This window comes from Rhodococcus sp. ACT016, assembly GCF_050477185.1.
Taxonomy (GTDB): Bacteria; Actinomycetota; Actinomycetes; order Mycobacteriales; family Mycobacteriaceae; genus Prescottella.
Window position 1 is genome coordinate 3,181,534 of record NZ_JBEAET010000001.1, and the last position, 19,861, is coordinate 3,201,394.

Annotated in this window: 13 protein-coding genes and 1 tRNA gene; 7 read left to right on the forward strand and 7 right to left on the reverse strand. The window is 69.2% G+C overall.

What is annotated here, in order from left to right; translation table 11 throughout:
* The 3 genes from ACQ5DX_RS14620 to ACQ5DX_RS14630 all read right to left on the reverse strand — a co-directional run bounded on the left by ACQ5DX_RS14620 (position 1) and on the right by ACQ5DX_RS14630 (position 10,497).
* Entirely contained in the window at positions 1 to 513 is a 513-nt protein-coding gene (locus tag ACQ5DX_RS14620; protein WP_430333294.1) for a hypothetical protein, read from the reverse strand.
* Between the two features lie 262 nt (positions 514 to 775).
* Positions 776 to 1,189 carry a holo-ACP synthase AcpS gene (gene acpS, locus ACQ5DX_RS14625; protein ID WP_127914271.1) on the reverse strand — a complete coding sequence of 138 codons (414 nt, stop codon included), beginning with the start codon at positions 1,187 to 1,189 and terminating at the stop codon, positions 776 to 778.
* A complete protein-coding gene (locus tag ACQ5DX_RS14630; protein WP_430333295.1) occupies positions 1,189 to 10,497 on the reverse strand; it encodes a fatty acid synthase subunit beta domain-containing protein in 9,309 nt (3,102 codons plus the stop codon). Before ACQ5DX_RS14630 ends, acpS begins: the two co-directional genes overlap by 1 nt.
* A gap of 457 nt (positions 10,498 to 10,954) precedes the next feature.
* Between ACQ5DX_RS14630 and ACQ5DX_RS14635 the strand changes: the two genes are divergently transcribed.
* From ACQ5DX_RS14635 to ACQ5DX_RS14645, 3 genes are all read left to right on the forward strand, one after another.
* Positions 10,955 to 11,620: a hypothetical protein gene (locus ACQ5DX_RS14635; RefSeq protein WP_430333296.1), complete on the forward strand. Its 666-nt coding sequence runs from the start codon at positions 10,955 to 10,957 to the stop codon at positions 11,618 to 11,620.
* A 77-nt stretch (positions 11,621 to 11,697) separates the two neighbouring features.
* Positions 11,698 to 11,782, forward strand: a tRNA-Leu gene (locus tag ACQ5DX_RS14640).
* 141 nt (positions 11,783 to 11,923) lie between these two features.
* Positions 11,924 to 12,055: a hypothetical protein gene (locus ACQ5DX_RS14645; protein WP_430333297.1), complete on the forward strand. Its 132-nt coding sequence runs from the start codon at positions 11,924 to 11,926 to the stop codon at positions 12,053 to 12,055.
* A 248-nt stretch (positions 12,056 to 12,303) separates the two neighbouring features.
* Here ACQ5DX_RS14645 and ACQ5DX_RS14650 read toward each other — a convergent pair whose 3' ends face one another.
* Positions 12,304 to 13,491 (reverse strand): glycosyltransferase, encoded by a 1,188-nt coding sequence (locus ACQ5DX_RS14650; RefSeq protein ID WP_430333298.1) that lies wholly within the window; start codon positions 13,489 to 13,491, stop codon positions 12,304 to 12,306.
* A 261-nt stretch (positions 13,492 to 13,752) separates the two neighbouring features.
* Between ACQ5DX_RS14650 and ACQ5DX_RS14655 the strand changes: the two genes are divergently transcribed.
* From ACQ5DX_RS14655 to ACQ5DX_RS14665, 3 genes are all read left to right on the forward strand, one after another.
* Positions 13,753 to 14,145 carry a hypothetical protein gene (locus ACQ5DX_RS14655; RefSeq protein ID WP_430333299.1) on the forward strand — a complete coding sequence of 131 codons (393 nt, stop codon included), beginning with the start codon at positions 13,753 to 13,755 and terminating at the stop codon, positions 14,143 to 14,145.
* Positions 14,146 to 14,378: 233 nt separating this feature from the next.
* Positions 14,379 to 15,023 carry a PAS and ANTAR domain-containing protein gene (locus ACQ5DX_RS14660; protein ID WP_430333300.1) on the forward strand — a complete coding sequence of 215 codons (645 nt, stop codon included), beginning with the start codon at positions 14,379 to 14,381 and terminating at the stop codon, positions 15,021 to 15,023.
* A gap of 426 nt (positions 15,024 to 15,449) precedes the next feature.
* The gene (locus ACQ5DX_RS14665) at positions 15,450 to 16,157 is read left to right on the forward strand and encodes a hypothetical protein (RefSeq protein WP_430333301.1); all 708 of its coding nucleotides are present in this window, start codon (positions 15,450 to 15,452) and stop codon (positions 16,155 to 16,157) included.
* A gap of 57 nt (positions 16,158 to 16,214) precedes the next feature.
* Here ACQ5DX_RS14665 and yidC read toward each other — a convergent pair whose 3' ends face one another.
* Together yidC and ACQ5DX_RS14675 are read right to left on the reverse strand one after the other, a co-directional pair.
* Complete coding sequence (gene yidC, locus ACQ5DX_RS14670; protein WP_430335673.1) at positions 16,215 to 17,174, reverse strand: membrane protein insertase YidC; 960 nt, start codon at positions 17,172 to 17,174, stop codon at positions 16,215 to 16,217.
* A 122-nt stretch (positions 17,175 to 17,296) separates the two neighbouring features.
* Positions 17,297 to 17,620 (reverse strand): DUF6412 domain-containing protein, encoded by a 324-nt coding sequence (locus ACQ5DX_RS14675; protein WP_430333302.1) that lies wholly within the window; start codon positions 17,618 to 17,620, stop codon positions 17,297 to 17,299.
* A gap of 138 nt (positions 17,621 to 17,758) precedes the next feature.
* On the opposite strand from ACQ5DX_RS14675, the gene ACQ5DX_RS14680 reads away from it, so the two are divergent.
* A complete protein-coding gene (locus ACQ5DX_RS14680) occupies positions 17,759 to 18,751 on the forward strand; it encodes an ester cyclase (RefSeq protein ID WP_430333303.1) in 993 nt (330 codons plus the stop codon).
* A gap of 13 nt (positions 18,752 to 18,764) precedes the next feature.
* Here the strand turns inward: ACQ5DX_RS14680 and ACQ5DX_RS14685 are convergent, their stop codons facing one another.
* A complete protein-coding gene (locus ACQ5DX_RS14685; RefSeq protein WP_430333304.1) occupies positions 18,765 to 19,859 on the reverse strand; it encodes an amidohydrolase family protein in 1,095 nt (364 codons plus the stop codon).
* Between the last annotated feature and the right edge of the window lie 2 nt (positions 19,860 to 19,861).

Sequence of the window (19,861 nt, forward strand, 5' to 3'; positions counted from 1 at the left end):
TCAGCTCGGGGCGGCCGGCGAGGTCGTGGGCTGTCCGCACGCCGGCGGCGGGTTGCCCTGGAGGACCAGCAGGTCGCAGAACGTCGCCTGCGCGACCTTCCACTGGCCGTCCACCTTGACCGCCTCCCCCATCTGGTTCGCGAGCACCGGCTGCCCGTTCATGGACACCGAGTAGGTGACGGTGGCGTGGGTGGGCGTGTCGACGTCGACGTTCGTCACCGTCGCGGACGTCCCCTGTGCGATGGGCGACGCGGCCTGCGCGTTGATGATCTCGGCGAACTCCTGGCCGTTCTCGACGAGCATGATCTTCTGCTCACCCGAGGTGGTACTCGAGAAGAATCCGACGAACGCGTCGTTGACGGCCTGGGCGTCCCCCGACATCGCGGCCGTCCCCGACATGGTGGTCGACGGTGACGACGACTTGCTCGACGAGTCGTCGTTCGACGAGCTGCAGCCCGCCGCCGCGGCCAGCAGCACTGCACCGAACGCCAGCGCTGCCGCGGCTCTGATCACGCCGGCCGGGCCTCCGGTTCGGTTCCTCGGTGTCGAATCGCGCATGTCACGTCCCTTCCGTCGTCGTCTCTCGGATCTCGAACGGTTTTCGAACGGCTTTCGAACGCCATCGAGCGGCGCCTCACAACGCGGAACAGTTCCTCCCACTGTTCTACGCCGCTTCGACGATCTTCACGTCGGGTTCGGTGCGACGGGCGCGCAGACGACGAGGCCGGTCGACGGATTGTGTCCGTCGACCGGCCTCGTATTTTTCCGTGCTCGATCAGCCGATGGGCTGGATCGGGTCAGGCTCTTCGATGACCACCATCGCGCCGGCGACGTCGCCGTCGTGGGTCAGCGACAGGTGAATCTTCGCGCTGGGCAGGAACTCGGCGGCCTCGCCGTGCAGCTTGATGGTGGGACGCCCCCACGCATCGTTGACCACCTCGACCAGCACGTAGGCGTTGTCGCCGACGGCCGGCGGCCGGGCGAACCGCGAGGCCGCCCAGGCCTTGATCACCGCTTCCTTCGCGGCCCACCGGACCGCGTAGTGCCGCGCCGGGTCGGTACTGCGGGATTCGCAGTACCGACGCTCGGCGGGCCGGAAGCTGGACAGCATCGCGGTGCCCGGACGCTTCATCTGTTCCGCGAACTCCGAGATCGTGACGACGTCGAAGCCGATTCCGAGAACCGCCATTACTGGCACCCCGGCTTTCCGCTGCGGTACACGTCGTCGGCGCCCAGACGTGCCTCCTCGGTGAGGAGCATGTCGGCCTCGAGCTGACGGGCAGCCTTGGCCGGGACCGAGTCGCCACCGAAGCGGCGGTCGGCCGGACGCTCGTACAGGCTGTCGCCGCCGCACATCGCCGACGCGAGTCGACGCTGGCCGTCGATCGTGCGCTGCTGAGCCTGCGCCAGGTACGCCTCGCGCTGATCCGCCGGGATCGACTCGACGAACGCCTGCGAGTGCACGATCGCGATCAGACCCGACACGTGACCGAAGCCGAGGCTGGTCAGCAGGCCGGCCTTGAGCGGGAACTGCTCGCCGAAGCGCAGCGGCGTCCGCGGCCACACGAGGTGGGAGAACTCGGCCATCTTGTCGTCGACGCAGTCAAGGCTGCGGTTCGGCGGAATCACGCCCTGGCTGAGGACCTGGCACAGGCCGATCAGCTGGAACGCCGCCGCACCACCCTTGGCGTGGCCGGTGAGCGTCTTTTGCGAGATGACGAACAGCGGGGCGCCGTCGCTGCGGCCCAGGGCCGCGGCCAGACGCTCGTGCAGTTCGGCCTCGTTCGGATCGTTCGCCGCGGTCGAGGTGTCGTGCTTGGAGACCACCGAGATGTCGTCGGCGGTGATGCCGAGCGCGTTGAGCGACAGCGCGAGCTGCGAGTCCTGTCCCCCGCGACCGGCGCCGAGGGCACCGATGCCGGGAGCCGGGATCGAGGTGTGCACGCCGTCGGCGAACGAACCCGCCCACGCGACCACACCGAGGACCGGCAGGCCCATCTCCAGCGCGACGTCACCGCGTGCCAGCAGGATCGTGCCGCCACCGGCCGACTCGACGAAGCCGCCGCGACGACGGTCGTTGGCCCGCGAGAAGCGGTTGTCGGCGATGCCCTTGGCGGACATCTCGTCCGACTTCGCGGTCGCGGACATGTCGCCGAAGCCGACGATGCCCTCGATGCCCAGGTCGTCGAAGCCGCCGGCGACGACCAGCTTGGCCTTGCCGAGCTTGATCTTGTCGACGCCCTCCTCGACGGAGACCGCGGCCGTGGCGCACGCCGCGACCGGGTGCACCATCGCGCCGTAGCCACCGACGTACGACTGGACGACGTGCGCCGCAATCACATTCGGCAGGGCTTCCTGCAGGATGTCGTTCGCGCGGGACTCACCGAGCAGCGTGTCGATGTACAGCGAGCGCATCGACGTCATGCCGCCCATGCCGGTGCCCTGGGTGTTGGCGACGAACGCCGGGTGCACCCAGCGCAGCAGCTCGGACGGGGTGAAGCCGCCGGTGAGGAACGCGTCGACGGTCGTGACGATGTTCCACAGGCCGACGCGGTCCACGGATCCGGCCATGTCGGCGGGGATGCCCCACTTGGTGACGTCGAATCCGGTCGGGATCTGACCGCCGACCGTGCGGGTCAGCTTCACCTTGCGCGGCACGCGGATCTCGGTGCCGGCCTTGCGGGTGACCGTCCAGTCGCCGCTCTCGGCGTCGACCGAGGCGACCGTGTTCTCCGGATCGGAGTCGACGAACGCGCGGGCCTCGGCCTCGGAGCCGACGACGAAGGACAGGTCCTTGTCGATGAACACCGACGTCAGCAGCGGGGCCGTGTTGTCGACCATCGCGCCCTCGTCGCCGTAGGTGCGGATGCCGCAGCGCTCGACGACCGTGTCGTGGTAGCGCTCGGCGATCTCCTCCTCCGGCACCAGGTCACCGGTCTCGGCGTCGTACCAGCCCGGCTTGGGATCGTTCTCCCACGCGACCAGCCCGGTGTTCCACGCGAGCTCGAGCACACCGGCGGCCGAGAGCTGTTCGTCGACCTCCATCTCGAAACGGGTCCGCGAGGAGCCGTACGGGCCGAGCTCACCGGCACCGACGATCACGACCAGGTCGGCAGGATCGACGTCCAGTTCCGGCCACGACGGCGCATCGAGCGCGTCGATGATCCGCGGCGGGGCAGGCAGTGCGGCAATCGAATTCGCATCCGCTGCGGCCTCGTCCTCGGCCTTACCCGCGGCCTCGGCTGCCTCGGCGGCCTCCTTGGCGAGCGCCGGCAGATCGAGATCGACCTCGGCGAGCCCACCGGTGAGATCCACGACTCGCGGTGCGTCCGCGGCGGCGCGCTTGGCGTCGGCGGTGCACGAGAGCAGCAGCTCGGTGGCCATCTCCTCGGTGGACCACGTGCGCACGCCCTTGGCCTCGACAGCCTCGACCATCGGGTCGTTGCCGCCCATCAGGCCGGTGCCGCGCACCCAACCGATCAGCGCGTGGACGATGGTGACCCGCTCGGCCCACGTGCGCTCGGCCGACCAGCGGCCGACGACCGCGTCGAGTGCGGCCTTGGACTCGCCGTAGGCACCGTCACCGCCGAACAGACCACGGTTCGGCGAACCGGGCAGCACGACGTGCAGGTGGGTGTCGACGTCGCTGTCGTAGCCGATCTTCGACAGACCACCGATCAGGCGCTCCACCGACCACAGCAGCACCCGCATCTCCATCTCGGCGCGGGCGCCGGCGTCGGAGAGCTCGCCCGCGACACGCGGAGCGGCGAACGGGAACAGCATCGTCGGAGTCATCGCCTCCTTGATCAGCTTCTTCGCGCCACCGGCGGTCTCGGTCTGGACGTTGCCGACCCACTCGACCAGCGCATCGACGTCGGTGTACGACGCCATGTTCGCGGACACAACCCACAGGGCGGCGCCGGCGCGAGCATTCTGGCTGTAGAGCTTGCGGTAGAAGCCCAGGCGCTCGCTGTCGAGGCGCGAGGTGGTCACGACGACCGTCGCACCGCCGCCGAGCAGCTTGCCCGCCACGGACGCGGCGATCGAGCCCTTGCTGGCGCCCGTGACGACCGCGATCTCACCGGTGTACTGGCCGGTCTCCTCGATCGGCGCGACCGCGACCTGTGCGATGCGGCCGTAGATCTCGGCGAGCGTGGTGCGACCGGACTCGGTCGCCCGCTGCTGCCACCACTGCGCGTGGGTGGCCACGGCGGCGCCTGCGCCGTCGAAACGCTCGACGGTGATGTCGATCTCGCCGCTCCAGGCGCGGGCCAGGTCCTCGCGTGCGGTGGCCCAGCGGTCGTCGATCAGGACGGCCTTCTTGGCGTCGAACGCGGGGGCGACCAGGCGCGGCCAGTCGGAGCCCAGCTCCGCCGACACGAGGTCGACGAGAGTGGTGTCCTCGGCGGCGACGGCGGCAGCGGACTCGCCGAAGCCGAGCTGCTCGAGCACCAGCCGGGCCGCGGAGGCGAGCACGCCGTTGCGTCCGGTGATGTGCTCGGTGAACTCGCCGAGCGCGGCCGCGTCGACGGTGCCACCGGCACCGCCACCGGCGGCCGGCATGGAGACCGCGACACCGCGGCGCGACGCGACCGCCTGCACAGCGGCGTCGACGAGCGCGTCGACGGCCGCACCGTCGGCGATCGCACCCTCGTGCAGGCCACCCATCGCGCCACCGCGGACGCTGGAGCCGTCACGGGTGCCGAGTGCGACCTCGGCGGTCACGTGGTTGGCCCAGCCGTCGCCGAGCTCCCAAACCTTCTTGACGCGGTCCGCGATCGCCGCGGGGCGACGGCCCGACGGGCCGAACACCTTGCGCAGGTGATCGTTGATCGAGTCGCTCAGCACCGGGCCGAACGGCTTGTAGGTGCGGGCCAGTCGGTCGACCGTGACGGCAAGCGAACCCATGTCCGCGTCTGCGGCACCGTCGATCGCACCGAGCGACAGCTCGGAACCGAGGTCGACGAGCAGCTGGTTACGGCGCGAGGACACGCCGTCGCACAGCGCCTCGATCGTGTCGGCGGGGCCGATCTGATCCGGGCGCAGCTTGGTCCACAGTGCGATGAGCACCTTGGTGGCGTCGGCGGCCTTGAAGGCGATGTCGTCCGGACGCGGGCCACCGGCCGGTGCGGCCGGGGCCGCGGCGGGTGCGGCAGCGGCCGGAGCAGCGGCAGCGGCCGGAGCGGCGGGCTCGTCGGCAGGATCCTCGTCGACCGGCGCCGGATCGACGTCGGTGCTGTAGACGATCGACGCCTCGCGCTCGATGTTGAGCACCTCGACCTTGGTGTTGGCGTGCTCGTCGAGCTTGAGCGTCTGCGACGCCAGGTTCGCGACGGTCGGGGTGGCACCCAGACCGATCTCGACGAAGCGCTCGACACCGAGACCACCGGTGATCTCGTCGGCGAACAGCAGGTCCTGCGTCTCGATCCAGCGGACCGGGCTCGCGAACTGCCACGCGAGCAGCTCGACGAGGATGACGCGGGTGAGCGCGACGGGACGCTCGCTCCAGCTGTCGAAGTCGGCGAGCACGGCCTGCAGCTGCTCCGACGGCACCAGGTCGGCGATCTCCTGGACGAAGTCGCGGCCCAGGTTGAACAGCTTGGGCACCAGGTTCGGGATGTAGCGCCCGATCAGCAGCGACGGGTCGATGTCCTGCGGCAGCAGCTCGTCGAGCTTGGCGCGGAAGTCGTCGACGCCGCCACGCAGGACGGTCGAGTGGAACGGCACGTCGATGCCCGGAACCAGGATGAAGGCACGCTTGCCACCGAAAGCCTCACGGCGGATGTCGATCTCACGCTCGAGGGCCTCGAGGCCCTTGACCGTGCCGGCGATCGCGTACTGCGAACCCTTGAGGTTCAGGTTGACGATCTGCAGGAATTCGCCGGTCGCGTCGGCAACACCGCTCACGAACGCCTGCAGTTCGTCGTCGGCGACGCCGATCTGCGACGGACGGATCGCGGCCATGCGGTAGTCGCTGCGGCCCGCGGCGTCGCGGGGCACCAGCTCGTGCATCGCCGAGCCGCGCTGAAAGACGACCTCGAGCAGCGCCTCGAGCGGCAGCACCCCGGCGACCGCGGTCAGGGCGTTGTACTCGCCGACCGAGTGGCCGGCCAGGTAGGAGCCCTCGACGAACGCGCCGGACTCACGGAGCTCGGCGACCTGCGCGACACCGAGGGTCGCCATCGCGACCTGGGTGAACTGGGTCAGGTGCAGCACGCCGTCCGGGTGCCGGTGCTCGACGCCGCGCGCCTTGACCAGCGTCGGGTTGTCGCGGACGACCGCGAGGATCGAGAAGCCGAGGGCCTCACGGGTGTGCTTGTCGGCACGCTCCCAGATCTCGCGGGCGGCCTTGCTGCGCGAGCGGGCGTCGAGGCCCATGCCCGGGCGCTGGATGCCCTGGCCGGGGAACGCGTACACGGTCTTCGGGGCGGCGGTGCGGCCGGTCGCGACCATCACCAGGTCGCCGTCGACACGGCAGCCGACCTCGACGATCTCGTCACCGCGGTCGGTGGCGACCCGGTCGACGCGGACGTCGATCTCGGCGCCGGGGCGGACCATGCCCAGGAAGCGAGCGGTCCACGCGGTCAGACGCCGTGCCGGCACCTTCGACTCGGGATCGATCGCGGTGACGGCCTGCTGCGCCGCCGCCGACAGCCACATGCCGTGGACGATCGGGCTGCCGAGCCCGGCGAGCAGTGCCGCGGAATCGGAGGTGTGGATCGGGTTGTGGTCACCGGAGACCCGGGCGAACGCAGCCATGTGGCGCGGCGCCACCATCGTCAGGTCGCGGCGACGACGACGCGACGTCTCGGCGACGTCCTCGCTGAGCGAGCCGCCGGCACGCGCCGGGTCGGCCAGCTCACCCTTGCCGGTGCGGCCGCGGATCGCGAAGCGCTCCACCAGCTTTGCGACGGCCGGGGCGTCGAGGCCCTCACCGAGCATCGCGCCGATCTCGACGCGGACCTCGACGACGCGACCCATGTCGGTGTCGACGACGTCGCCGGCCTCGGCACGGACGACGAGAATGCTGGTCTCGGTGGGCAGTTCACCGACGAGTTCGACCGCGTGGTCGAGGTGGACCAGGTCGAGCATGCCCTCGATGACGTGGACGCCGGACTCGGTGGTGGCTGCGCCGAGCACCGCGAACACGGCCGGCCAGCACGCGCCGACGACGACGTCGGGCACGGCCTTGCCGCTGGTGCTCACGGTCGCGGGCAGACCGGAACCGGTGACGCCGGCGTGGTCGGCGATCAGGTCCGGGGTCCACGCCAGGTTGATGTGCGCGACACCGTTCTTGACCGACGGAAGCTCCTGGCCGGCGGCGACGCCGAGCAGCGCGGACATCGACGCCTCGGCGTCGGCCTCGGTGATGACAGGGGCACCGCCGTCACGGACCGCGGCGGGGACGGTGATGCGGATCTCCACGGCCTTGCCGAGTGCCAGCGGCACGGTCAAGTCGACGTGCTCGGCGTCCGCGACGACCAGGCGCGCGCCGGTCTTGTCGTGGCTCGCGACGGTGTCGGACTCGATGGTCCACTCGACGACCTCGCCGAGACGGCGGACCGGGTTCTGCGTCAGACGCGCAGCCCACAGGATGTCGGGGGCGGTGAGGACGGCGTCGAGCAGTCCGGTGCCGAAGCCGCCGTGGCGACGACCGGCGATGGGCGTCGGGGTGGCGCCGGAGGCGACCAGCTCGTCGGCGGTGGCCTTCTCGAAGCGATCGAGCAGCTCGCCGACGGGCTCGTCGACGCGGGTGATGCCGGCGACCGCGACGGTGCCGGGGATGATGCAGACCTGGTCGGCGGTGTAGCGCGGATCGTGCGCCTGCCACAGCGAGTCCGACCGCCACCATCGGCGCACGTCGCCGTCGACGACGGGCACGAAGTTGACCGGCTTGCCGGGGGTCTTGCACAGCGCGACGAAGAACGGGACGTCGGCCGGATGCAGAACGGTGGTGGCGTAGTCGGGGTACGCGGCCTCGAGCGCGCACAGCGCAGCGAACGGCTGGTCGAGCGTGGCCGAGTCGGCGAACAGGGTCTGGATCGGACCACGGTCGTTGCGGTGCAGGCGGGCCTCGGCGCGCTGCAGCATCTCGCCGAAGCGGTCGCGCCACGACACGTCGATCCACACCGACTGGGTGGCGTCGGTGATCGCGTCCTGCAGGTCGCCGCCGCAGTCGAACGCCTGCGGGGAGTCGACGCCCACGGCCAGCTCCAGGTAGCGGCGCAGCCACCGCTGGTACGTCATGGATACGACGTCGCCGAAGTACGGCTTGGCGGTCACGTCGAGCGCGGCGATGATCTCGTCGCGGCGGGCCGCGACGGCCTCGGCGTCACCGGCGACCTCGTCGAGCAGACGCCCGGTGCGCGATGCCGCGTTGTCGATCTCGTGGATGTCGGCGCCGAGCTGGCTGCGGCCGGAGGCCATGCCGCCCTGAGCGGTGCCCGCACCGACCCAGTCGGGGGTGCCGGGGGTGTCGACCAGCATCTGCTTGACGTCCGCCGAGGTGGTCGCCTCGAGCGTCGCCATCGCAGCGGTGCCGACCAGGATGCCGTCGAGCGGCATCGCCGGGAAGCCGTACTCGGTGGCCCAGCGACCGGTCAGGTAGTCGGCAGCCCGCTCGGGCGTACCGATGCCGCCACCGACACACAGGACAAGGTTGTCACGGGTGCGCAGCTCGGCGTACGTCGCGAGCAGCAGGTCGTCCAGGTCCTCCCACGAGTGGTGGCCGCCGGCGCGGCCGCCCTCGATGTGGACGATGACCGGGAAGTCCGGAACCTCGTTCGCGATTCGGATCACGGAGCGGATCTGCGCGACGGTGCCCGGCTTGAACGCGACGTAGCTGAAACCGGCCTCGGTCAGTTCGTCGATGATCGTGACGGCTTCCTCGAGCTCCGGGATGCCGGCGGTAACGACGACGCCGTCGAACGGGGCACCCGCGGCGCGGGCACGCGGGACCAGGCGCTTGCCGCCCACGTGCAGCTTCCACAGGTACGGGTCCAGGAACATCGAGTTGAACTGGACGGCGCGGCCCGGCTCGAGCAGGCCCTTCAGCTCCTCGACGTGGTCGGCGAAGATCTGCTCGGTGACCTGTCCACCACCGGCCAGCTCGGCCCAGTGGCCGGCGTTGGCGGCCGCGGCGACGATCTTCGGGTCGACGGTGGTCGGGGTCATGCCCGCGAGCAGGATCGGGGAACGTCCGGTCAGTCGCGTGAACGCGGTCTCGACGGCGACGCGGCCGTCGGGCAGCGCCACGGCCTGAGGCGCGAACTCGGTCCACGCCCGCGACACCTCGGGCGCTGCGCCCGGCGTGAGCAGGTTGCGGTGACCGGCGCGGGTGGAGGCAGCGATGATGCCCACGCCCTGACCGCGCAGGCCCGCCGAGGTCATGCGGGTGAGCAGGTCACCGGGGCCCAGGTCCAGGATCCACGCGGCGCCGGCAGAAATCGTGCCCTCGACCTCCGCGACCCAGTCCACCGGGTCGACGAGGACGGCCTGGGCGAGTGCCCGCACCTGGTCGGCGTCGAGACCACAGCGGGTGGCCCAGCCGCCGATGATGTCGACCGCCTCGTTCAGGGCCGGGTGGTGGAAGCCGACCTCGACGGGCAGCGACTCGAAGACAGGCGAGAACACCGCGCCGCCACGGGACTTGGCCTCGCGGGCGCGGGTCTCGTCGGCCGCGATCTGCTCGCAGCGCTGCTGCACGCGAGCCAGCTGCGCGGGCGGACCGGACAGCACGACGCGGCGGCGGCCGTTGCGGATCGCCATGACGGCGGCGCGGTCGGCGTCGACGCCCTCGGCCAGTTCGGCGACGATCGCGGCCAGGCGCTCGGGATCGATGTTGGAGACGGCCAGCATCGGCGAGCGGTCCGCGGTGGCGAGGATGCCGCGGCGGCGGCCCACCAGGCCGGCGCCGGCTCCGATGAGCTGTGCGGTCGCGAGAAGCGCGCCGTCGGCGGCGCCGGCCCCGGCGACCGCGGCGGCGGCGATGAGGCCCTGCGAGTGGCCGATGGTGGCGACCGGCGCGGTCACGGCGGGGTCGAGGCCCTGCTGCTGCAGCGCCCGCAGCGCGGCGAGCTGGGTCAGGAATACGCCGGGCAGCGAGACCGCGGCGGAGGTCAGTGCGGCCGCAGACGGGCCGGCGGCGTTGGCAGCGTCTTCATCGTCCGCGAGTTCCTGCTCGAGAATCCATGCGATCGGGTCGAACCCGACCGGGCGCACAACGAGCAGTTCCTCCGCCACCGGTTCGAGGATGGTGGAGGCTTCGTTCACCAGTTCGGTCAGCGTCGGCTCGAGGCCGCTGTCACGGGTGAGCTCGGCGAGCGCGCTCAACCACGGCGCGCCCTGGCCGCCGAACGCCAGCGCGTACGGCTCCCCGGCGCGCAGCCGGTCCACGAGCGGCCCCTGCGCGGCGGACCGGATGGGGGTCCGATCGGCACCGAACTGGCCGCGCTCCTTCGAGGTTCGTCCGTTTCCTGCAGTGTCGTCAATCGTCACTGAAGTTGTGTCCTCTCCTGGTTCCCTGACGGGAGGTAGGTCGTGGTCGGCCGCCCTCGGCAGAGCTGACGCGCGATTTTCCAGAGACATCCCGAGAAACCCGCGGCACCCCTCGAACACGCTTCGAAAGAGCGAATTCGGGCTCGTCAAGGTTGGCACAAAATCATGAGGGAAGCCTCACGTTTGGTTTCATCCACGGTTCCTACCAGCGAGTATCGAGTGACGTTGACCACAGGATGCCACTCAAGTGACCCGCGAGTAGACCACGTATCCGCGGGTCACGGGCCATGCGTGGACGTCCACAAACCTGAGGAAACCCTCACGTTGATTGTTATCAATTCGTGATCCTCTTGACGGCGGGGCCTCGACGTGCGGTCCGGGAGCGCGGGCGCTGTCGGAGGCGCCGACTAACGTGCCGCCCCGAGCACCTGACAACCGAACATCCTGGGGGGGAACCATGAGCACACCGGAGGTCCGCGCGCTACTCACGTTCGTCGACGACGTCCTGCCGCCCGATCGGTCCCACTGGCCGGCGGGCTGGCACGGCGAGGCGGAGGCCGCGCTGCTCGACGCCGTCTTCTCGGCCCGCGCCACGTACGGCACACCGACGTCCGGTGTCCGCCGGGTGATCGGGAACTGGAGGGAACACCGCGCCGCGAGCCTGGACGACTTGGCCGCGCTGGCCGCGTTCACCGGCACACCCGAGGGACTTGCGGAGATCCTCGGCAACCGCCAGCGGGTGCCGGGCAACTACACCACCAAGGCCGAGGCCGCGGCCCTCGCCGCGGCGGCGCTGGTCGAGGCCGGGATCGGCGGCAGCGGCCGGATCGGCGACGGCCGCGCGGCATGGGAGGCGATCGCGGCGGTACCCGGGCTCGGCGCCACCACGTGGGAGACGTTCATGCTGCGGCTCGGACTGATCGGACCTTCAGCGCTCGATGCGGTGCGCCAGTTCGCGGCAGAGGCCCTCCGCGCCGACGAGTCGTCCTCGACGGAGGCGCGGGCCCTCGAGTTGCTCGGTGCCGCGGCCGAGAGCGCCGACATCGACCCGGCCGCACTGCTGGGCGCGATCTGGCGATACCACCGGACGCGGGACCGCACACCGAAGCCGTTGTCCGCGTAGCGGAGTCGACCCGCACTCCCCGGCGGCCGATCCTGCGGATCGGGACCGGCCACCGGTGGCGTAGGCTGACACCGCTCGCGCGAGTGGCGGAATTGGCAGACGCGCTGGATTTAGGTTCCAGTGTCTCAGGACGTGGGGGTTCAAGTCCCCCCTCGCGCACCAAGATCAGTTCGAATGAACTGCGAAGAACGAGGTCACGAACTCGGAAGAGATCGTGACCTCGTTTTCGTTTTGCCGGGTCGACCGAGCCGGTTCAACGGACGTCGTGGTTGGCTCGGCACGAAGGCCACAAATGGTCCTGGATTGGAATCCACGCAGGACCAGCGAGCAGACCGCGTCTCTATCGACGACGTCGACACCACGCGGTGGTGGATGCTCGCCGCGACAGGTGGCGCGATCGCGCTCATCGCCCTGGCGATCAGACGACTGCAGTAGGACAAGAGGTGACGCATCGTATGCCGTGCACATCGCGATCGGTACTGGCCGCCAACAGATCTGGAGAAGTCCACGCACCCATGCGTCGTGAACGATCCGATGGCCACACGGTGATGCCGTCCTGCTCGAGGAGCGTCATCCAAGACATCCGAGTCAGTGTCGCAGTCGGAGGTCGACTCCCACACGACAAATCGACCGTTAGGCAGGATGGGTCCGAGGGCGTCGGCCACCGCACGGGACGCCGACACTCACGCCATTTTGCTTTGCATCTTTGACCCCATCAAATTCTCCAATTCTGTAGCTATCGATGCGGTCCAGGGCAGCTCTGCGATTTCGTCGCCCAGACGCCGGGCTCCGGCCAGCAGGGGCTCCGAGGCAAGGGTGCTGCGTGCCGCTTCGCGGAGCTCGTCGGACGACACTGTGGTCGGATCGAGTGCCACCCCAGCATCCAGGGCTGTCAGGCGCTGGGCGTTGAGTTCTTGGTCTGCCCCTATGGACAGAGTGATCACGGGGACACCATGGGCCAACGCGCCGATGACACTTCCGGATCCGCCGTGGTTGACCACAAGATCGCAGTGCGCCAGCACTACCGATTGCGGTATGAACCGTTCGATCCGGATGTTGTCGGCAGTGACCGGGATCGCGGCTGGATCGACGTTACTGCCGACGGTCGCGAGGACCCGAACAGGCAAGGTGCGCAGCCCCTCGAGAACGCGTGTGAACAAGTCACCGGACTCGGTGTTGAAAACGGTTCCGAGGGTCAAGTACACGCGTCGCGACTCGTTGCCGGCGGCAAACCAGTCGACGGCGGCGTAACGGCTGGCGGCAGGCTCTGATTCGGGTCGGATGGACAGCGCGGTTCTGGGTAGCGGGAAATCGGGGTGTCGGAAGGAAATCGGAAAGGGTGAAACGACAAGATCCCCGGTCAGTTCGGTGCCAGCGGGATCCTCTCGCAATCCGTGGACTGCTCGGAGATGTGCCAACGGCTCACGGATTCGTTCCATGCGAGTCAAGGCGCCGGACGCAATGACGTTGACGACGACCCTCGGAACACAGGCCTGTTCGGCCGCGAGCATTGCCCCGAAGTCCATCTCGTCGCAAATCACCAGATCCGGTTCCCAGTGATCGATGACCCCGCGAACGTGGCCGAAGCGCCGGGCGGCGAGTGCGCCCGCGAAATGTGTGCCGATCACCGAGAACTCATGGTCGAGATCAGGTTTGACGAGTCTGCCCGTCGACTCACCAGCGGCAGCTGATCCCGAAGTCCCGACCGGAAAACTGGCGTCGAGCCCGCCGATCCCGTCGACGATGTTCGCCCGACCGGAGACAGCCACGCTGTGTCCGAGATTTCGGAGTACACGGGCGATCGGCAACATGGGATTGAGGTGCCCGACTCCGCCGGCGAAGGAGACAAGGACTCTTCTGTCGCGTTGCACGCCCGCCATTCTGACGTGCGCTGGGCTGGCAGCGAACAAAGCAGATCTTGTCGAGGTCAATAGCCGATCCCCATCATGGTCGGATGTCCGGTGGCCCGATCTTCGAACAGGACAGGCGACTGAAGGGAAGTTCGGAGAGTTCGAGCGCGTGCACGGATCCAGTCGTAGGTGGCCTGTCGGCCAACTGCCTGCCCTCGGTAATGTTGCGCCGGCCACAACGGATATACGGACCGACCGTTTCTTTTACAGGGGGTAGATCTGATGAAGCACTCAATCCTCGTCCGGGCCGGCGCACTGGCCATCGGACTCATGGCACTCGGCTCGGGTGTCGCCAGCGCCCAGGATGCCTGGCCGGTCGATCCGGGTAACGGGTATCCCAGTCGCCCGGAAGACGTCACGAACCTCGTGCTGATGCCCGATCAGCCCGAATTCTGGAACCCGGCGATCGGCATGACCCGTGTCATCTCCCCCTACGGGAGGAGCACCAAGATCGTGTGCACCGGCTACCGCGTCGACACCTCGTGCTGGCAGGCCGATCCGGCAGGGAACCCGCACAAGCTCAACTCGCCCTTCAACATGGGCGTCTTCGGGTCCATCGCTACGACACCTGCGACGGGCGTCTTCATCTACCCGGAAATGATCCCCGGCTCATAGGCGACGACTACCCGACATCTTCCGAGGAACGCTCCCATGGATTGCTATGGGAGCGTTCCTCGTTCGGTCCGAGAAGGAGATGCCCTGTCGTGTAGGCCCGTCGCCGCACAGCGCACTCCGGCGGAGCGCGTTCGGGACGTTTCAGATGTCGACGATGAGTGCCCCGGCGCGGGGCGTCTTGCCCGATGATCGGCGAGGTGTGACTTCGGTTCGAACGGTGCGAGACTTGACAGGTGACGACGCCCAGCGACGACTTCAGGGCCGTCCTGGTGTCCGGACGGCTCGAGCGGGTCGGGAGCTTCTGCTTCCACTTCGACGGTGAGCGATGGGAATGGTCGGACGCGGTCGCCCGCATGCACGGCTACGAGCCCGGTGAGGTCGTCCCCACCACCGCGCTGCTACTCGAACACAAGCACCCCGACGACCGGGACAGTGTGGCGGATCTGCTGCGGCGGGTATTGCAGGACGGGGAGCCGTTCAGCAGCAAGCATCGAATCATCGACACCGCTGGCAAGGTCCATCACGTCGTGGTCGTCGGTCAGCGCATCATGACCGACGGGCGTGCCACCGGGACGTCAGGCTTCTACATCGATGTCACCGACTCTGTCCGCCGCGACATCGACCGCACGATCACCGAGAACCTCTCTGCATTCATCGAGTCCCGCGCTGTCATCGAACAGGCGAAGGGTGCGCTGATGGTGGTCTACGGCATCTCTGCCGATCGCGCATTCGACGTCCTCACCTGGAAGTCTCAAGAGTCCAACGTCAAACTCCGCGTGGTGGCCCAGAAGCTCGTCGCGGCGCTCCCGACCGCCCTCGACGTCCCCGCCAACCTGCGTGGAGCGTTCGATCACCTTCTCCTCGACTCGGGCGCGTAGCCGACGCGCTCCTCCTCCCACGACGGTCGAGCGCCCTGTTCATTGGACGGTTCGGCGCGCGTGCCGTCGATGGTCCTGGATGGGCAACCGGGAATAGGCGATCCGCGGACCTGCCGGGCCACCGGCAGCAGACCCGCAGATCGCCGTACCAAACGGCACGAACATCCCTTATCGCCAACGGTCTTTCCATTGTTCCCTATGGTCGGGTAAGTCGCGGAAGGTCCCGGGCAGCGCACCGACCGGGTTCGCGCCGGCGAGGTGATTGCGCATATCGCCTGCCGACTCGACCCGGCAAACACCGGAGTCGAAACCGGGGCCCTCCCCCGCCCCGGAGACGCTCTCGACCAAGGGGATTCGCCAGGCCAAACTGTCGTGGTTCCATGGGTCCAGGGGCGGCATACCGCCATCCTTACCTACGATCGCCGTATGACACGGACACCGGACATCGCGTCCTCGCAGGTGGTGACCTACGACGGACTCCCCGCGTCTGCGGGTGGTGCGCACTCGCTTCGAATCAGGCATCCCGACAAGGCATTCCAGCGCGTGCAGAGCTTTGTCGATGCGTGCACCGAGCCGGTGTCGTCGACGTCGTGGGCGTTCGAGATCGCCGCCGGTGGACCGCCTGCGGCGACCGAGCAACTGGTAGCCCTCGCCACCGAGCGCTTCGGTGGCCCCCGCCACCGCGCACGAACCCACACCGAATGGAACGTCGCACCCGATTCCGTCGACCGTGCGCTCGACGCCCTCGTCATCGCCGGCTCCGATGCGGTCACGAGCCACGGACGTTCCCTGGCCGCGCTGACCTGCAACATGCGCGTGCGCCTCCTCGACCCGGACACCCGCGCCCCCTACCCCGACATCGCCCCCGACGCCTTCGGGCGCTTCGCCGTGGACGGGTACGGCCGGGTTCTGGGCGAGTCGGGCGTCCGCGCGACCGTCGGCACCGCGGCGTCCTCGCTCTCCCTGTGGCTCAACCTGCCCGCCGACCAGCGGCTGTCCCCCGCCGCTCGTCATCTCCAGGACCATCTCCCGTTCCGACTGTCCGCCAAACATTGGCGCATCTGGCGGCCTACCCGGAGCGGCGATTCCTACCGCTCCACCAAGATTCCGTCGCCCGTGCCCGACCGAGCCTGAACCACACCGAAACACCTCGAAGGCGGCGCGTTCAGTCCGGTCGTCACGAGCGACAGGTCAGCGCCGGTTCGCCGTCTTGCGGTTCTGTTTCCGTGGGGGCGTCTTCTGGTTCGCCGTGGGGCGGGCACCGGGCTTGGGAGCGTGGGCTTGCCGCTGCTGCGCGAGTTCGAGTTGCTTGGCGGCCACTTCCCGGTCGATGCGGGCGAAGACGACGTGTTGCTGCACGTACGTCCAGACATTGTTGCTTACCCAGTACAGCAGGATCGCGATCATCAGGAACGGCCCACCGACGAGCACTCCGAGCGGGAACACCCACAGCGTGAGCCTGTTCATGATCGCCGTCTGCGGGCCCGCTGCCGCTTCCGGACTCTGCCGCGCCACGGACGCCCGTGCGTTGAAGTGGGTGGCGACAGCCGCGATCACCATCAACGGAATCGCGACGGCCGCGATCGTGGCGACGGTCGGGATACCTCCGTGGGCCGCGAACGACGCCAGCGTGCTCTCCGGTGTGGTGATCGCCGCCGAGATCGGCGCACCGAACAATCGCGCGCTGAGGAACGACTGCACATCGGTGGCGCTGAAGACGTAGTTCGCGGTGTGTGCGTTGGCTTCCGCGGTCATTCCGAGATGGCCTGCACCCGATCCGGTGCGATTGAACGATCGCAGGACGTGCAACAGTGCGATGAACACCGGCGTCTGCACCAGCACCGGCAGGCAGCCCATCAACGGGTTGAAGCCGTGTTCCTTCTGAAGCTTCTGCATCTCCAGGGCCATGCGCTGGCGGTCGTCGGCGTACTTCTTCTGCAGGGCCTTGATCTGCGGTTGCAGTTCCCGCATCTGGAGGCTGGTGCGGATCTGCCGGATCGCCGGCCCGAGCAACAGCAGGCGCAGCGTGAATACCAGGAAGACCACCGCCAGCGCCCACGCGATGCCGCTGTCCGGACCCAGTATCGAGCCGAACGCCTTGTGCCAGAACCACAAGATCGCGGACACCGGGTAGTAGATGAAATCGAGCATGAGCACCTCTTCGGCGCACGATGCGACGCGATGCGGCATCGTGCGGTTGGTGAATGCGCCGGAAGTCTCAACGACTACGGCGCAGGTGGACAGGGGTGACGGGCGCGCCGCACAGCATGGAGCTACGCGGCGGTCGGCACCTGTCCGGGTGCTCGGGGAAGACGGGGACGGCCGGGGGTGTTCGGGGCGCTCTGCCGGCGGAACGCGCCGCGCAGATGCCGCTCCTCATGGGGTGGTCCGACAGCCGGTGCCGTCAGTAGGTGCAGCTGAGACAGCGAGCCGCGCCCGCCGACAGCCAAGATCACCGCGATCGCGACCGCGGTTCCGGCGATGGCAGCCGGGCCGTCGCCGGCGGATGTCGTCGCAATCACCAATGTCAGCACGGCTACCCACGTCAGCTGAACGACGTTCAGCTTCCCCGCGAGTGTCGACCAGATCCGTGCCATGACAGGAAGCGTACAGAGAAACGCAAGCCGGCCGCCTGGTGTCGATGCTGCAACCATTCCCGCGACTCGCGAGCGGCCGATCGGTTCGCCCGGCTAGCGTTCTGATGTCCCGGTTCCGCGGCAGACAGGGGGACGACGGTGTCCACACGTGTTCTCTCGGACTCGACCTGTACCCACATCGTCGACGTGGCGGCCGACAGGGTCGACATCGGCGAGTGGCTGTTCTCGCTGTCGGACGCCGAATACCGGCGGTGCTGTCCCCCGGACCACGTCGCGAGCGGTGTCGGCACCACCGAGGACGGGCAACCGCTGGCGATCGGCGTCGAGACCATCGGTGACGCCCTGATGATCCACCACTTTGTCGGCGAGGTCACCGAACCGCACCACTGCCGGATGGTCTCGACGTCGGACGCTGTCGCCGCCCAGGGGCGGACCACCCTCGAGGTGATCTGGGAACTGCGCGCCGAACCCACCGCCGACGGCCGCTGCGCCGTCACCGACCGCCTCGCGGTGGTTCCCACCGGGGACTACTTCGCGTTTCTCGACCACCACGGCATCACGTTCGAGGATGCCGCGGCGGCGTGCCACGCCGCGTGCAGCGACCACAATCGGCGCGAGACCCCGCTCCTCGCCGCGAGCATCGCGCGGCGGGCGACCGCACCGAACGGACGACACTCGGCCGATCCCGTTGCCGCCGTGACCATTCGACGCGAAAAGTCCCGCGCCGACGGCGAGGCAGCGAAGGCGGTGGTACGCCGGAACGCCGAGCAGGTGCAGGGCGGCGGCGACTTCACGGTGTTCGACGAACTGTTCGCCGACGACTACGTCGACCACACGCCGCGGCCCGGCATCACGCCCGACAAGGCCGGCACGCGGCTGCTCTACCAGTCGCTGCGCGCCGCGTTCCCGGACTTCCACGCCGAGATCCACTGGCAGTCGGTGGACGGCGACCTGGTGACGACGTACAAGACGTACCGCGGCACGCACCGGGGCGCGTTCATGGGCATCGCACCCACCGGGCGGGCCGTCGAGTTCGAGACTGTCGACGCGATGCGGGTGCGCGGCGGCAGGATCGTCGAGCACTGGGGTGTCGCGAACCTGCTGTCGCTGACGGACCAGCTCGTCGACTGACCGTCGCCGCGGGTCAGGCGAACGATCCCCGCGCCGTCACGACCTCGCCGCCCACCATCACCAGCGCCGGCTCCGACAGCACCTGCGGACCGGTCCGCGGATCCTGTTCGTAGACAATGAGATCGGCCGGCGCACCCACCGCGAGGCCACCGCCGCCGAGCCAGCTCTGCGCATTCCAGCACGCGGCACCGAGCGCCTCGGTGGGCGTCATGCCGACCTTGCCGAGCGAGGCGACCTCGTCGGCGATCCGGCCGTGCCGCACGTGCCCACCGGCGTCCGTGCCCGCGTAGATCGAGACACCGGCGTCGCGCGCCGCGCCGATGGTGTCGTTCACCCGCGCGTACAGGTCCCGCATGTGTGCGGCGTACACCGGGAAGCGGGTCGCGCCGTCGGCGATCTCCGGGAAGTTGTCGATGTTGATCAGCGTCGGCACCAGCGCGGTTCCGCGCTCGGCCATCATCGCGATCGTGGTGTCGGTGAGACCGGTGCCGTGCTCGATGCAGTCGATCCCCGCCTCGATGAGACCGGGCAACGCGTCCTCGCCGAACACGTGCGCGGTGACCCGGGCACCCTCGCGGTGCGCGGCCGCGATCGCCTCGACGAGGATGCCGTCGCTCCACAGCGGCGCCAGGTCCCCGACCTCGCGGTCGATCCAGTCCCCCACCAGCTTCACCCAGCCGTCGCCGGCGCGCGCCTGCCGCACCACCTCGTCGGGCAGTTGCGACTCGTCCTCGAGGTCCACCGGCAGCCCGCGGATGTAGCGCTTGGGCGCGGCGATGTGCCGGCCGGCGCGGATGATCCGCGGCAGCCCCGGGACGTCGTCGAGCGAGCGGGTGTCGACCGGGGAACCGGCGTCGCGCACCAGCAGCACACCCCGGTCCCGCTCGATGCGGGCCTGCGCCAGCGCCCCGTCGAGGTCCTCGGCGCCGCCGCCGTAGCGAATCCCGATGTGGCAGTGGGCGTCGACGAGGCCGGGCAGGATCCAGCCCTCGGTGCACAGCGTCTGTGCCCCGGGCACCGGCTCGTCGGCGATCTTGCCGTCCCGGATCCACAGCTCGAACGGCTGCTCGTCGGGCAGACCGGTGCCCCGCAGGTGGAACGACGTCACCG